Here is a 14778-nt window from a genome sequence, read left to right as displayed (position 1 = left end):
CTTACTCTTTCTCGATCCAGGCGCCATAGAATGAGGGGCGTCCGACGGCTTCAAAGGCAACGCCTTTCACCGATGGCGCACCGGCAAACACCTGCGGCTCTTCAAAGATAGGGATCACATAGGCGTTATCGAGCAGGTAGCGCTGCGCATCGCCGGTGAGTTGCAGCCGTTTTTGCGGGTCAACTTCGGCTGAAATCGCCGTCAGCTTGTCATTAAGCTGGTCGTCGCGGAAATTCTTCACTTTGTCGCTGGAGCCGCCTTTTTGCAGCAGCGCATCGCGGTTTGCCGGGAAGAACATACTTTTCACCACGTCCGGATCGGCACGGCCTACTTCAGAAACGGTTAAGGGCGTTTTCAGCGGGTCGAGGTTATCCAGCGTGCGGCTGCCAGCATCGCCTGCTTTTACGCTCAGAGCCACGCCGACCTGTTTCCACTGTTGCGCCACCAGTTGCAGCACCTCTTTGTTTTGCGGTTGCGGCAGCGACTCATACACCGTCAGCGCCAGCCGCTGGCCCTCTTTTGCACGTACGCCGTCCGCGCCAGTTTTCCAGCCTGCTTCATCAAGCAACTGGTTAGCCTTTGCCGGGTCAAACGCCAGTTTGTCGCTGAGATTGACATACCCGGCAGCGGAGGCCGCGATCACCGAGGTGGCCTGCGGATAGTTGCGGGAGAAGAGGGTTTCAACCACCTGCTTTGCATTGGTGGCATGCAGCAGCGCCTGACGTACGCGCAGGTCGGCGACCAGCGGGTTATCCGGGCGGAAACTGAGGCTGTCATTAACGCCGCGCGTCGGCGCGGCATAGATGGTAAAGCCCTGGTCGGTGGCCTGCTTCTCGTCGTAGGCCTGAACCTGGCGGATAAACCCGGCCTGGCCCGCCAGCAGCGCGCCAATGCGCACGCTATCTTCCGGCGTGACAATGATTTTTATGCCGTCGAGATTGGCCGGGCCTTGCTGAGTGATATTTTTCGGCCCCCAGCGGTAATCTTTACGCGCCGTGAGGGTCACTTCACGGCCGAGTTTCTCATCGCTGACCACAAACGGTCCGGAGCCAATAATATGCCGGGCATCGCCCAGCGAATCGAAGCTGCGTTGCAGCGTGCTAAGGGAGACCAGGCCGGAGCCGATGGTCGCCGTTCCCTGCAGGAACCCCGGCGAGGGCTTTTTAAAGTAGAACTTCACGGTGTGCGCATCGATCACTTCACTGTGGTCGTAGTTGTTGATCACCTCTGAGACCGGCAGGCGCTGCGCTTTATTCCCCAGCCCGTAGGTATCGAAGTTTTTCGCCACTGCTGCCGCATCCAGCGGCGTGCCATCGGAGAAGGTCACGCCGGGGCGAATTTTGAAGGTGTACTCCGTTTTGTCGGCGTTGCTGCTCCAGCTTTCGGCGATCCACGGCTCCACCTCCAGTGTTTTGGGGTTCTGCCAGGTGAGTTTGTCGGTAATTTGATTGAGGATGCCGCCATTCGGGTAGAAACCCCCTGCCGGGGGGTAGAGGTTGGTGTGTGCCTGCTGCTCAAGATAGATCAGCGTGCCGCCTTTAACCGGCGTTTGTGCTGCCTGGCTCAGCAGCGGAGCAGCCGCGATCAACGCCGCTAACAGCGGTATACGAAAAGGGAAGCGCATGGTGAATTCCTTTGTTATCTCTTGTTTTAACGTCGCCTTCATCATCCGGGGAGCGTCAGAACAAGGGAACAAAGGAAATGAGATAAGCTTTTCAGGAAAGCGCAAAACAGCGGGGATGAAGCCGCAAGAGCGGTGCAGGGCGCGAACACCCTGCACCGTGCGCGATCAATGACGTAAATCGATCACCATACGGCCACGGATCTGGCCCTGCTCCATCTCTTTAAAGATGGCGTTGATATCTTCCAGCGGGCGCAGCGCCACTTTCGGCACCACTTTCCCTTCGGCGGCAAACTGGAAGGCTTCGGTAAGATCCTGACGGGTGCCGACCAGCGAACCCACCACCTGGATGCCGTCCAGCACCAGACGCGGAATATCGAGGCTCATCGCTTCCGGCGGCAGACCAACGGCGACCACGCGTCCACCGGCGCGCACGGCGTCGACCGCCGAGTTAAAGGCCGCTTTCGCCACAGCGGTCACCACGGCTGCATGCGCGCCGCCGGTTTTCTCCTGCACCACTTTCGCCGCATCTTCGCTGCGTGAGTTGATGGTCAGATCGGCGCCCATGCTGGCGGCAAGCTTAAGCTGCTCGTCATTCACATCAATGGCGATCACTTTGGCATTGAAGACATTTTTCGCGTACTGCAACGCCAGGTTGCCGAGGCCGCCCAGACCGTAAATCGCGATCCACTGGCCCGGCTTAATCTGCGACACTTTCACCGCTTTATAGGTGGTGACACCCGCGCAGGTGATGCTGCTGGCTTCCGCGGAACCAAGGCCGTCCGGCACTTTTACCGCGTAATCCGCTACCACAATGCACTCCTGCGCCATGCCGCCATCGGCGGTGTAACCGGCGTTGACCACTTCGCGGCACAGGGTTTCATTGCCGCTGTTGCAATATTCGCAGTGGCCGCAGCCCTGGAAGAACCATGCAACAGAGGCGCGATCGCCTGGTTTCAGCGAGGTGACGCCTTCGGCGATCTCCGTGACGATGCCAATCCCTTCATGACCGAGGATCACCCCGGTCTTGTCGCCAAAATCACCGTTTTTAACATGCAGATCGGTGTGGCATACGCCGCAACACTCCATTTTCAGCAGCGCTTCGCCATGTTTCAGCGGACGCAGCGTTTTCTCTGCAATAGCAACCTGGTGATCCTGAGTAACAACGGCAGCTTTCATCTTTAATCTCCTTGCTGGCAAAAGAACGGTGAAGCGCTATCGCCTCATCCCTCAATACCCCTTAAGAGTTAATGGTTTAGGAAAGGGATTCAATAGCCCGGCAACAGAATGACATACTTTGCCGCCATTACCCTTATATCAGGTAGGGTAAATGGCGAGTAATCAAACAGTTAATGTGGTTACAAAACGTGCTGCACAGATGTCATAGATATGTGGGAAATATGAAAAAAGGCACCTTGCGGTGCCTTTGAAGGAGAGATAAAACGGCTACAACAGCAAGCGAAGACGGGCGATCTCATCGCGCCACTGCGCCTGCAGCTGGGGTTTTTGATGCTTCTCTTTGCGCGCCAGATCCTCCTCCAGCCGCGTTTCCAGATCGATTAGCCGCTCAAGCAGAGCGTCATCATCGTCCGGTGGCGCAGCGGCGCAGGATTGCGTGTTAACCGCAGCAACCGGTGAGCCAGCGCGTTCGCGCAGACGGGCAAACACCGTGTCGGCATCATGCCACTCGCTCAGCTCGCCATCTTCCACCAGCCAGAAACGGTTGCAGCTCTGGCTTATCAACTGCCGGTCGTGACTCACCAGCAGCACGCCGCCGCTGAACTGCGTTAACGCCTGCGCCAGCGCCTCTTTACCCGCCATATCAAGGTGGTTGGTCGGCTCATCGAGCATCAGCAGGTTAAAGCGCGCCAGCGACAGCCCGACAAAGAGCAGCCGCGAGCGCTCGCCGCCGCTGAGTGTTGCCACGCGCTGGCCGTGGCGAGGAAAGACAAAACCGGCGCTGATTAAGGCCATTTTCCTGTCACCTGGTGCGGGGGCGAAAGGCTCGAGCGCGTCGAACAGGGTCGACTCGTCCGGCAACTGGTGCAGGCTCTGATCGTAATATCCAGCATGCAGCCGCGGATGCAGGCGCAGAGCGTCATGCTCCGGCTGGTGGTAAACCTGCCAGATAAGCCTCAGCAGGGAGGATTTCCCGCAGCCGTTACGCCCGAGCACCGCCACCCGATCGCCGCTTTTCAAGCGGGCAAGCGGGATGCGGAACAGCGCAGGCAACCCTGGAGCGGGAGAGACCGCCAGGTTCTCCATCTCCAGCAAGCGGTCAGCCGCTAGGGGTTCGCCATGCAGCGCCAGCCGCCACTGGCTGCCGTCGGTCAGTTCCGTCTGGCTCGCTTTCAGGCGATCCACCTGGCGTGCCATCTGTTTTGCTTTACGCGCCAGATCTTCGTTGTCGTAGACGCGACCCCAGGTCGCCAGCCGTTTGGCGCTGGCGGTCACACGGTCAATCTCCTTCTGCTCCGCTTTATGGCGCAGGGCATCGCTCTCATCCCGCTCCTCAAGCGCTTTGCGCGCAGCGGTGCACGGTAAGGCGAAACCGTGCAGCGTGTGGTCGCGCAGGATCCAGGTGCCGTTGGTGACGGCATCCAGCAGCGCGGCGTCGTGGGAGACCATCACAAAACTGCCGGACCAGCTTTGCAGAAACTGCTCCAGCCACAGCAGAGTGGGCAGATCGAGGTGGTTGCCTGGCTCATCCAGTAACAGCAGGTCGGGTTCGCGGATCAGCGCCCGCGCCAGCAGCAGGCGGGTGTGTTGCCCGCCGCTCAGCGTCGCCGCCGTGAGGGCAATCTCCTGTTCGTTCAGCCCCATCGTGGCGAGCAGCGTTTCTGCGCGCCAGCGCTGGGTTTCCCGTTCAGCAGAGGGGAGTTGCGCCAGCACCGCATCAAGCAGCGTCATTGACAGCAGTTCATCGGGGAGGTGTTGCTCCACGCGCGCCAGCAGGCAGTGATGCGCCTGTGTCACCGTACCGGAAAGCGGGGAGATTGTGCCATCAAGCACCTTCAGCAGGGTACTTTTGCCGCAGCCATTGTCGCCAATAAGCCCAAGGCGATCGCCCTTTTTCAGGGTAAAGGAGAGGTCAGAAAACAGCGGACCGAAGGCAGTCTCAACACGGATTGATTGTGCAGATAGTAGTGTGCTCATTGCTTACTCAAGAGTTACAGGCGTGAAAACGCCTCGTCAAACATCGCTGACGACAACCCGGTAAGCCCGAGGGAAGGGGGAGTTATGCTTCGCTCAAGCAGAGGTTATCGCAGCACGATACCGGTAACGCTTGAGCTGGCGCGATCGCCAAATGCATGTGAATAGTCAAACAATTCACAATACAGCATAGGTAGCCTCCTTTTTTATATTCAGTAAGTTGATGGGTGAAAAGGAGTTTAGCGAGGAAGTGAATGATTTACCAGCAACAAAAACCCGGAGCTGCGTGCTCCGGGTTGCGGGGAGAGTTAAATCGAAGTACGGCGATAGTTGCGGTACTGCGGCTCCCAGAAGTTGTCATCAATGGCCTGCTTCAGCGCTTCCGGGGAGGTTTTCACCGCCACACCTTGCTGCTGCGCCATTTTGCCAACCGCAAAGGCGATCGCGCGCGACACTATCTGAATATCTTTCAGTTCCGGCAGTACCAGCCCTTCTCCGTTCAGCAGCAGCGGCGAGTACTCAGCCAGCGTTTCACTCGCCGCCATCAGCATATCGTCAGTGATACGCGACGCGCCGGAGGAGATCACACCAAGGCCAATGCCCGGGAAGATATAGGCGTTGTTGCACTGGGCAATCGGGAAGACTTTATCCTGCCACTGCACCGGGGCAAACGGGCTGCCGGTGGCAACCAGCGCCATGCCGTTGGTCCAGCTGATGATGTCCTGCGGTGTTGCTTCCACACGGGAGGTCGGGTTAGAGAGCGGCATCACGATTGGACGCGGGCAGTGTTTGTGCATCTCACGGATGATCTCCTCCGTGAACAGCCCGGTCTGGCCGGAGACGCCGATCAGGATATCCGGCTTCACGTTGCGCACCACATCAAGCAGGGAGATCGCTTCATTCTGGACGTTGATATCCCAGTTTTGCAGGTTTTCGCGCTTCTGGACTAATCCGGTCTGGAACGGCAGCAGGTTCGGCATGCCGTCGGTCAGCAGACCGAAGCGGTCAACCATAAAGACTTTCTGGCGCGCGGCCTCTTCGCTAAGACCTTCACGCTGGGTCTGGGCAATGATCTGCTCGGCGATACCGCAGCCAGCGGAACCGGCCCCGAGGAAGACAATTTTCTGGTCGCTGAGCTGGCTGCCCGCCGCGCGGCTGGCGGCAATCAGCGTACCGACGGTGACGGCTGCCGTGCCCTGAATGTCATCGTTAAAGGAGCAGATCTCATCCCGGTAGCGGTTCAGCAGCGGCATGGCGTTCTTCTGGGCGAAATCTTCGAACTGCAACAGCACGTCCGGCCAGCGCTGTTTCACCGCCTGGATGAACTCATCCACAAAGGCGTAGTACTCATCGCCGGTAATGCGCGGATGGCGCGAGCCCATATAGAGCGGATCGTTGAGCAGTTGCTGGTTGTTGGTGCCGACATCCAGCACCACTGGCAGGGTGTAAGCCGGGCTGATGCCGCCGCAGGAGGTGTAGAGCGACAGCTTACCGATAGGAATGCCCATCCCGCCAATGCCCTGGTCGCCGAGACCGAGGATGCGCTCGCCGTCGGTGACCACAATCACTTTGATGTTATGGTTCGGTACGTTTTGCAGGATGTCATCCATGCTGCCGCGGTTTTGCCAGGAGATGAACACACCGCGCGCGCGGCGGTAGATATCTGAGAAGCGTTCGCACGCCCAGCCGACCGTCGGGGTGTAGATCACCGGCATCATCTCTTCAAGATGATTTTCGACGAGACGGTAGAAGAGGGTTTCGTTGGTGTCCTGAATGTTACGCAGGTAAATGTGTTTATCGATATCGGTCTTGAAGCCCTGATACTGCAACCAGGCGCGCTCGGCTTGCTCTTCAATGGTTTCCACCACTTCCGGCAGCAGGCCCAGCAGGTTGAAACTGCTGCGCTCTTCAACGCTGAAGGCGCTACCTTTGTTCAGCAGGGGAAACTCGAGCAACACGGGTCCTGCGTAGGGGATATACAGTGACCGATTCTTATTATGTTTGGCATTCATCTAACAGCTCCTTGAGAAACGAACGCGCGCACGGGGGGTGAGGTCGCACGCGGGTACAGCGGCGGGCGCAATTATAAAGCATTGAATGAGCAAATACTTCCCGATTGACCTATTCGTTGATTGAATTTTTATCAACTTTCCTGGTAAGCGGCACGTGGGGAGCTGAAATGTGATGCTGGCGGCATAAACAAAAATCTCCAGTATCCCTGCAACATGAATGGTCTTTGTCGTTATATGTTTGAAAAAATCGATAGCAAGGAACATTACGTTAAGGAGTAACGCTTATGGCTGCGCATTTCCCTCAAAATATTTATTCAACACGAAGGCATTTTGATGACTACGGCGCGGATGACATGCGCTATGGCGATATTACGCAAGAGCGGCTTAAAAATGAGTTTAAATTAATCAATATTTCTAATGTCGCTGATCCTTATACGCTTACACGGCAGACTTCATTCAATAATCCACAATCACGTTTTTCGGGTGTCTATGGTAATCGCCATGGCGGTTCTCTTACGGTGAATGAATGTGCGGCGCTGCTGTTCGATGAGATGCAGGTGACGTCTCTACCCTATGCCATGGTGGGACCGTCGCGGCAGCTTATCAATCATATGCTTGATCATCTTAAAAAAAATGCAGGAACGCCCTTTAAACACCCACAACTTGATCTTGCCTGGCGTCAGCGAATTACTCAGAACAAAGCGCCTAATAGCGCGCTGGCAAACATAAAAACCGCCATTAATCTCAATATTGATTACGAGAATAAATGTTACCCGCAACGCGCCATCCCTGAAATATCAAGACTTATAAATGGCGGAGTGCTTCCAAAATTCGATTCGATATTGCTCGACAAAATCAATGGGTTAGCCATAACCGTGCATGACATCCATGCAGTCAAAATCGACCTTTTGAACCTGGACGTTGGCGAAGCAAATTGGCACGCAACCGTAAGGTTCCAGGGGCAAGATCACTTTGGCCTTGATGTTGAAGATATTAAGAAAAAAATGTTCAACCAGTTTCAATTCTTCAGGATATGGTTTGTACTACAGCGCTATACCCGCTTCGGCTTTCGGCCTTTTTTAACTAATATGGAAGCCATTGTTGATATTGAAGGCGGTACACAATGAAAAAAGGATTTAGCTTGGCGGTGGCCTTTGTTGCGGCAGGTATTGCTACTTATTTTTATCTTAACAATCGCCCAACGCACATTATTGCCGTACATCAGAATGAATTCGTCGCCTCGGTATTGGTTGATCGCTTGCCGCTGTCTGATAGCAAGCGGATTGCCTGGTGGCTAAGGAACAAAGAGACCATCAGTACGCAATACCACATTACCTCTATCCATGAACGGGGTGCGAAAAGTGTTTATATCTATGCCTTTGGTGAGGGTTATCTTCCCGAAGAGGATAAAGACAGGCTCTGCTTTGAGGATATGCCGGGGCCGAAAAACTGTATCGATAAAAATATCCTGATGATGGTGCTGCGCACGCGCGATGGCGCACAAAAATTCATTTTTGATGATGCGGTTTACGTTAAGGGGCGGGACGGGAAGCTGGTGGAAAAAGCACAGAGTGAGTAGCGCGAAGCAAAGCTGGAATAAACACCACCCCGCAGGGTGGTGTGGGAGTGGGTCTTAACCCGCGCGGCGATGACGGCCGGAGCGGTGGGAGACAACGGTCTCCTCGTTGTTGTCTTTGGTGACAACCTTACGGGTGTTCGACACTTTGTAATCCAGTCCCATAAGATGACGTGCCTGACGGTTCGATTTCATGCTTACTCCTTAATCCAGTTGCGTGTTTCAAGGACAAGCCCGGTAAAGGGCCGGGCGAAATACAATCACATCATTGCAAGGTATGTTTCCATACCGAAAGATTATCCTCGGCTATCGCTGCGCAAATCTCAACCCTGATGGGCACTTTTAAGAACAGTCTCGCTGCCTTGTGCGCCGCATCACGCTTTTGGCCCGATTAGCAGCGTCAGCGGCCCACCGAGGCGCCTGTTTTGCAGCGGTCGCAGGCTGGCGAGCCGTGCGCGCAGATCGTTATTGCAGGTCGAGAGCTGGCACCAGGCCTCAAGCCAGGCGAGATTTGTCGGCTGCTGCAAAAAGGCCATATCCTGCTGAGCGCCGCTTCTGTCGGTGAAGGGCTGCGGATTATCCAGCCCGGCAATCACCTGCGTGGCAAGCCGCTGTAATGCAGCCTTATTCTCCTGAGGCATATTGACTCCATTAGCGCGTGCGAAAAGGGCGATCATCACCAGCGGTTGCAGGGCGTAATTGTGATAAGCCAGCGCCCGCTGGCGACGACGCAGCTCATTAGGCAGAAAGCCGTCGGCATCAATCTGCTGCATAGCGGTGCGGTAGATCGCCAGTGACTGGTCAAAGAGATCCTGCCGCCCGGTTGCTACTGAGGTTGCCATTAACGCCCAGGCCGCCCAGTAGCTGTGATTATTGACCTTGCTTTGCGGTAAATCCCGCCATTCGCTGGCGGTTAAATCCCCCATCTCGCCCAGCCAGCGGGTGATGTTTTGCGTCTGCTCAGGCCAGGCGTTCAGCGGATGGCTCGCTGAAAATTGCAGCTGAAGCCAGCCTGATGAGAAGGTAGCCAGCGCCCATTTGCGCATCGATTTGCCAGTGTGGTTTCGCGCCTCGCCGAGCAGCGCCCCGGCCGTAGCCCAGCGATTGAGCGCGGTGACAACACAGGTAACATCGCGGGCATCGCCGCTGCGGTGCCAGGCGGTGATTTGCGCACTGACGAATTTCTCCATATCGGCGATGGCGCGAGTTTGCTCATGGAAAGCCGCTTCTGCCTGCGGATTGAGCGTGGCGCGGGCGCTGTCTGAACCTTCATATTTACTGCGAAAATCGAGTGCGCCGGTAAAGGGCGGTGGCGCGTCGGGGCAGGAGACGGTTTTAGCCAGCGTGTGCGTTGCCGGGGGCTGGCTAAAGCCTGCGGGGGGAACAAGGGGGGCGGCGAGTGTTGCCGTGGTAAAGAGGATAAAGATCAGCCCTGCGCGCAGAAACATCATGCTACGTTCTCCTTCCGCTACTGGAAGGGGGACTATAGCATGGTCGTTTGCTGCTCAGCTGCCGCCAAAAACGTGCACCGCACGATGCAGGCGCGCGGCACGCGCAGAGAGGTTTTCCGCCGCCTGGGTGACATGGTCAACCATGCCGCTGTTGTTTTGCGTCATGCTGCCCACGCGGGAGACCGAGTCGTTAATCAGCGCCAGCGCCTGCGTCTGTTCATGGGTGGCGGTGCCGATCTCTTTAATCATCGTCGACATGGTGACCACATTCTCGATCATCGCCGTCAGGTGGCTCTCCGTGCTGGCAACCATACCGACGCCGCTTTTCACATTTGCCACGTTGAGTTCAATCAGCGTCTGGATCTGTCGCGCCGCCGAGGCGGAGTGCTGAGCCAGATTACGCACCTCGGCGGCCACCACGGCAAACCCGCGGCCCGCCTCACCGGCGCGTGCGGCTTCCACCGCCGCGTTGAGGGCGAGAATATTAGTCTGGAAGGCAATGCTGTCGATCACGCCGATAATATCGACGATTTTGCTGTTATCTGCCGAAACCGCCTGCATCATTTCGATCGCCTGTTTCATCGCCTCACCGCTCTTCACGGCGCCGGCGCTGGTTTCGTCTGCCCGGCTCATGGCCTCTGCCGCCGTTTCCGCCGTCTGTTTCACCGCGCTGGCAATCTCCTCAACCGCTGCCGCCGTCTGGTGCAGGTCAGCGGAGGTTTCTGCCGTGCGGCTGTGCAGCGCGTCGCCTTCGCGGGCAATTTGCTCGCTTACCCCGCGGATGCCGGCAATTTGCGCTGAGACATCGCCGACCAGCGAGTTGAGGTTGAGCCCGGACTGATTGACCAAACGCATCAGAAGCCCAATCTCATCGACGCGATTAAAGTGCTGGTAATCGGCTTTGCGCCCGGAAACGACGCGCTGCATTTGCGCGAGCACAATTTTCAGCGGTCGGGAAAATTGCTGCTGCAAAAAGAGCGTGAGCAGGGCGAAAATAATTAACACCGCTGCGGATTTTTCTACGGCATTAAAATAGATGAATTGCAATACCACTAACAGAGCAGCAGAGGGGATGATGCCGAAATAAATGCGTCCGGCTGCACTGATACGTTGAAATAAAGATAAAAATGAAAGTAAACCGCGGCGAACCAGTAATCCTTTATAAAATTTATAACCTTTAATTTTATTTTCATTAACACGCTGATAAAGCGCCGCGCTGGCGTCAATCTCTTCGCGTGCCGGAATATTACGCACTGAGATATAGCCGGTTAATTTCCCTTGCTGGTAGACCGGCGTGACGTTAGCGCGCACCCAGTAGTGATCGCCATTTTGACGGCGGTTCTTGACGATCCCGGTCCAGCTGTCGCCTTGCTGGAGGGTAAACCACATATCGCCGAAGGCGGCGGGTGGCATATCCGGGTGGCGAATAATATTGTGCGGCTGATCTTTCAGCTGCTCTTCCGTAAAACCGCTGGCCTCAATAAATGCTGTGTTGGCATAAGTGATATGGCTTTGCGTATCGGTTGTCGATAATAGTGTCGAGTCTTCGTTAAGTAAATATTCGTTTTGTGTAACGGGTGTGTTGCGTTTCATAATAACCCCACGGTGGATCGCGCCATCTATTGCCGCAGGCGCAAAGAGCATAGTTATTTTCTTCAGGAAATGTCGTTATTGTTATTGCCCGGGCATTTTCCATTAACTTAGGCGACACGAAAAGCGGTTGGGTTAATTATTTTTTAAGTGACGCTAAAAGAGTGAAACGCATAATTGTTATTATTCTGAAAAATAAAAATGCGCTGCGAAATATCAGCTAGCATTAAGTAAACCCTTAAGCCAAATTGATAGCTGGCGATGCAGGGAGGGGACAAAAAAGCGCAGCGGGGAAAAAGAGGTTTTAACATTGGGCTGCGAAGGGTGCGTGAAGGAATGTGTACCATAAAGTCACTTTAATCTGCGATCACGCTAACAGATTGGCCTCTGTTCAGCCAACGGGACGGGCAGGATCTTGCTAGACTCCCGCGATGGCACCATCCATTCGGGTTCTTTGTGGGCATTTTGAGGGTAGCATCGCGTGTTAGCGACTTTGATATACCGTAGCCGACTGAATCGGGCATTAATTCCCTCTCAACTGACTGCTATTGTCGAGCGAGCAAACCACAGCAACGCAGCGTTGCAGGTGACGGGTATCTTATTGTTCGACGGCGAGTACTTTTTGCAGGTTCTTGAAGGACCGCTGGAGTCGGTTAACAGCGTTTTTGAGCGCATCAACAGCGATATTCGCCACGGTAATATCGTCGAACTGCTGCGGGACTTTGCGCCGCGCCGCCGCTTTGTCGATCGCGGCATGGTGCTGTTTGATCTGCGAACGGTGCAACCTGCGACGGTGTTACGCGCGGTATTGCGCTTTGGCATGGTGCGCTACACCCAGGCGAGCAGCGATCGGGCCTACAAATTTATCCGCAATTTTATCTCTTCGGCAAACAACAACGGCGGCGTGCGCAATACCTCGCCTGACGAGTGGCGCTTTACCCGCAAAGCGTCGCCGTTTAGCCAGGGGACGCTGCCCGTGCTTGAAGGGCAGCCCTGTCAGTTTGCCTTTCAGCCGATTATCGAACCCCTGCGCGGCAAAATCTCCTCGCTGGAAGCGCTGATCCGCGGGCCAGACGGCGGCAGCCCGCAGGATTATTTCGCGACCATTGCGCCGGAGAAACTGCACGAAGCGGATCTCGCCTCCAAAGCGTGGGCGCTGGCGATGGCGCGACGCATTGGTATTGGCAATCACAAAATTGCCCTTAACCTGCTGCCGATGTCGCTGGTTAAGATCCCGGGCGCGGTGGATATGCTCCTTGGGCACGTTGCGCGCAATAAGCTCAGCCCCGGGCAGATTATTGTCGAAGTGACGGAAGATGAGGTGATCTCCAGCTATGACGAGTTCACCTGGGCGATTCGCCAGCTGCGCGCGGCGGGAATTGGCCTGGCGATTGATGACTTTGGTTCAGGGTTTGCCGGGCTGTCGCTGCTGGCGAAGTTTCAGCCCGATAAGCTGAAAATCGACCGCACCATCGTTACCGATATTCATCTTCATGGCCCGAAACAGGCGATTGTTAAGGCTATTCTCGACTGCTGCGCCGAGCTGCAAATCAGCGTTGTCGCGGAAGGGGTGGAGAAGGTAGAGGAGTGGTGCTGGCTTGAAGCCGTCGGCGTCGAGCGTTTTCAGGGCTTCCTGTTCGCCCGCCCGATGTTGAATGGCGTCCCGGCGATTAACTGGCCTGAGCGCGTTCCTCTTACTAAAAGAGCCTGACAGTACGAAACGCTTAACCGGTTTGGCTTATAGATCATCGTGCTTCTATGCTTAACGTATCGACAGTGGATGTGACAAAGGAGCGTGGATGAAATTTAGAAAGCAGCTCGCACGGAAACTGGCACTCGAATCTTCGCTTGGGCGCAGTATCACCTTTTTTATCGTGACATTGCTGCTGGCAGGGGTGGCGACCACCACCTGGACGCTGACCCGCTCCTGGGAGCGCGCGGTCGAGGATATTGAGCGCGATGCGGTTAACCTGTCGATCTCGCAGGCGCGGCAAGCGGAAGATACCTTTCTTCAGGCAGAGTTGGTGCTGCGCGACATTCGCCGTAATCTGCCGGTCGAGAACGTTGACCAGATCAATGCACCACAGTTTGATATCTATCTCGCCGATCTGAAATCCCGCCTGCCGCAACTGCATGGTCTGATGGTCTATGACGCTCAGGGCAATATGAAATCGACGTCGTTTGGCAAAATCCCGGTGATGTCAAACAACAGCGACCGCGAATATTTTATCTATCACCGCCGTAATGGGCACGGTAGCGTGCACATTGGTCATGTGATCCGTAGCCGCACAACCGGCGATTTAGTGATCCCGGTGTCGTTGCGCATCAGCGACAAAGCGGGCGGCTTTGAAGGCATCCTGCTGGCGACGGTGCGGATAGACTATTTCCGTCATTTTTACGCCTACTTTGAGCTCGGCAGCCGCGACATGCTGGCGTTGCTGAATATTGACGGCACCGCGCTCTATGTGCGCCCGTATGGTGACGAGATCATTAACCGCAATCTCTCTGCCAGCCCGCTCTTTACCCGGGAGCTGGCGCGAAAAGATCGCGGTAACGGTACCTGGGTCTCTGCCCTTGATCATGTTGAACGCACCTACGGCTTTGCCCGGCTTGAACGCTATCCGCTGGTGGTTGCTGCCGGTTATGACAGACCGGCGCTGTGGAACAGGTGGTTGCAGGAGAGCCTGCCGGATCTGGTGCTTAACGGCATGCTGCTGCTCGGCACCCTGTTGATGGGGTCGATTATCTTTCGCCAGGTGCGGCTTAATGTACGTAATCAGACCGAGCTTGCGGTGCTGCGTGATGAGCTGACCAGTATCAACCATACGCTGCAACTGATGGCGCTGGCGGATGGGCTGACGGGGCTTGCGAACCGTCGCCAGTTCGATCTCTTTTTAAATAAAAGCCTGAAGGCTTCAGCGCTGACGCAAAAACCGGTGGCGTTGATCATGATCGATATCGACTACTTCAAGCGCTATAACGATTTTTACGGCCATGTTGCCGGGGATAACTGTCTGCGGATGGTGGGCGAGATCCTGCAAAAGCTGAAACTGAGACCGAATGATTTGATTGCTCGCTACGGCGGGGAGGAGTTCGCGATTGTTCTGCCGGATACCGGGCCTGAAGCGGCGCTGTTTGTTGCCCGTCAGGCGGTGACTGCGGTGCGCAATGCGCAGATCCCGCACGTCAAGACCAGCGCGCAGCAGAGCATTGTGACCATCAGCGCCGGCTGTTATAGCCTGGTTGCCGATCAAAATTATGATGATGCCATTCGCCTGAAAGAGGGGGCGGATAAGGCGCTCTACCAGGCGAAAATTGACGGGCGCGACCGGGCGCTTTCCGCCTCCTGATATGCGCCCTTGCCGGGTGGCGCTG

General features: G+C 55.9%; 11 protein-coding genes. 4 read left to right on the top strand and 7 right to left on the bottom strand.

Features of this window, described 5'->3' with window-relative positions:
* Position 1 precedes the first annotated feature (1 nt).
* The 4 genes from SOM48_RS13385 to SOM48_RS13370 form a co-directional block, all read right to left on the bottom strand.
* On the bottom strand, positions 2–1624 hold the full coding sequence (locus SOM48_RS13385; RefSeq protein ID WP_054803970.1) for a TIGR04028 family ABC transporter substrate-binding protein: 1623 nt from the start codon (positions 1622–1624) through the stop codon (positions 2–4).
* A 165-nt stretch (positions 1625–1789) separates the two neighbouring features.
* Positions 1790–2800, bottom strand: a complete 1011-nt coding sequence (gene adhP / locus SOM48_RS13380) for an alcohol dehydrogenase AdhP (RefSeq protein WP_042713088.1) — start codon at positions 2798–2800, stop codon at positions 1790–1792.
* A gap of 267 nt (positions 2801–3067) precedes the next feature.
* Positions 3068–4777 carry an ABC-F family ATP-binding cassette domain-containing protein gene (locus SOM48_RS13375; RefSeq protein ID WP_320512138.1) on the bottom strand — a complete coding sequence of 570 codons (1710 nt, stop codon included), beginning with the start codon at positions 4775–4777 and terminating at the stop codon, positions 3068–3070.
* 305 nt (positions 4778–5082) lie between these two features.
* On the bottom strand, positions 5083–6786 hold the full coding sequence (locus SOM48_RS13370; protein WP_054803968.1) for an NAD-dependent malic enzyme: 1704 nt from the start codon (positions 6784–6786) through the stop codon (positions 5083–5085).
* Positions 6787–7070: 284 nt separating this feature from the next.
* Here SOM48_RS13370 and SOM48_RS13365 point away from each other — a divergent pair, with 284 nt between their 5' ends.
* Both SOM48_RS13365 and SOM48_RS13360 read left to right on the top strand, forming a co-directional pair.
* Positions 7071–7913, top strand: coding sequence for a DUF3289 family protein (locus SOM48_RS13365; protein ID WP_313354040.1), 843 nt, complete (start codon positions 7071–7073; stop codon positions 7911–7913).
* Positions 7910–8365, top strand: coding sequence for a DUF943 family protein (locus SOM48_RS13360; protein ID WP_313354039.1), 456 nt, complete (start codon positions 7910–7912; stop codon positions 8363–8365). The genes SOM48_RS13365 and SOM48_RS13360 overlap by 4 nt, the downstream gene beginning before the upstream one ends.
* Positions 8366–8419: 54 nt before the next feature.
* Here SOM48_RS13360 and sra read toward each other — a convergent pair whose 3' ends face one another.
* The 3 genes from sra to SOM48_RS13345 all read right to left on the bottom strand — a co-directional run bounded on the left by sra (position 8420) and on the right by SOM48_RS13345 (position 11406).
* Positions 8420–8557, bottom strand: a complete 138-nt coding sequence (gene sra, locus SOM48_RS13355; protein WP_023478646.1) for a stationary-phase-induced ribosome-associated protein — start codon at positions 8555–8557, stop codon at positions 8420–8422.
* 179 nt (positions 8558–8736) lie between these two features.
* Positions 8737–9813 (bottom strand): mannuronate-specific alginate lyase, encoded by a 1077-nt coding sequence (locus SOM48_RS13350; protein WP_320512137.1) that lies wholly within the window; start codon positions 9811–9813, stop codon positions 8737–8739.
* Between the two features lie 54 nt (positions 9814–9867).
* Positions 9868–11406: a methyl-accepting chemotaxis protein gene (locus SOM48_RS13345; RefSeq protein WP_320512136.1), complete on the bottom strand. Its 1539-nt coding sequence runs from the start codon at positions 11404–11406 to the stop codon at positions 9868–9870.
* A gap of 478 nt (positions 11407–11884) precedes the next feature.
* On the opposite strand from SOM48_RS13345, the gene SOM48_RS13340 reads away from it, so the two are divergent.
* Positions 11885–13114 carry a diguanylate phosphodiesterase gene (locus SOM48_RS13340; RefSeq protein ID WP_288882519.1) on the top strand — a complete coding sequence of 410 codons (1230 nt, stop codon included), beginning with the start codon at positions 11885–11887 and terminating at the stop codon, positions 13112–13114.
* A gap of 88 nt (positions 13115–13202) precedes the next feature.
* Complete coding sequence (locus tag SOM48_RS13335; protein WP_076769834.1) at positions 13203–14753, top strand: sensor domain-containing diguanylate cyclase; 1551 nt, start codon at positions 13203–13205, stop codon at positions 14751–14753.
* Positions 14754–14778 lie beyond the last annotated feature (25 nt).

The organism is Kosakonia sp. CFBP8986 (assembly GCF_034044935.1).
GTDB lineage: Bacteria > Pseudomonadota > Gammaproteobacteria > Enterobacterales > Enterobacteriaceae > Kosakonia > Kosakonia cowanii.
Note: the sequence above shows the minus strand (reverse complement) of the source record. Positions and strands in the feature narration are given on the sequence as shown.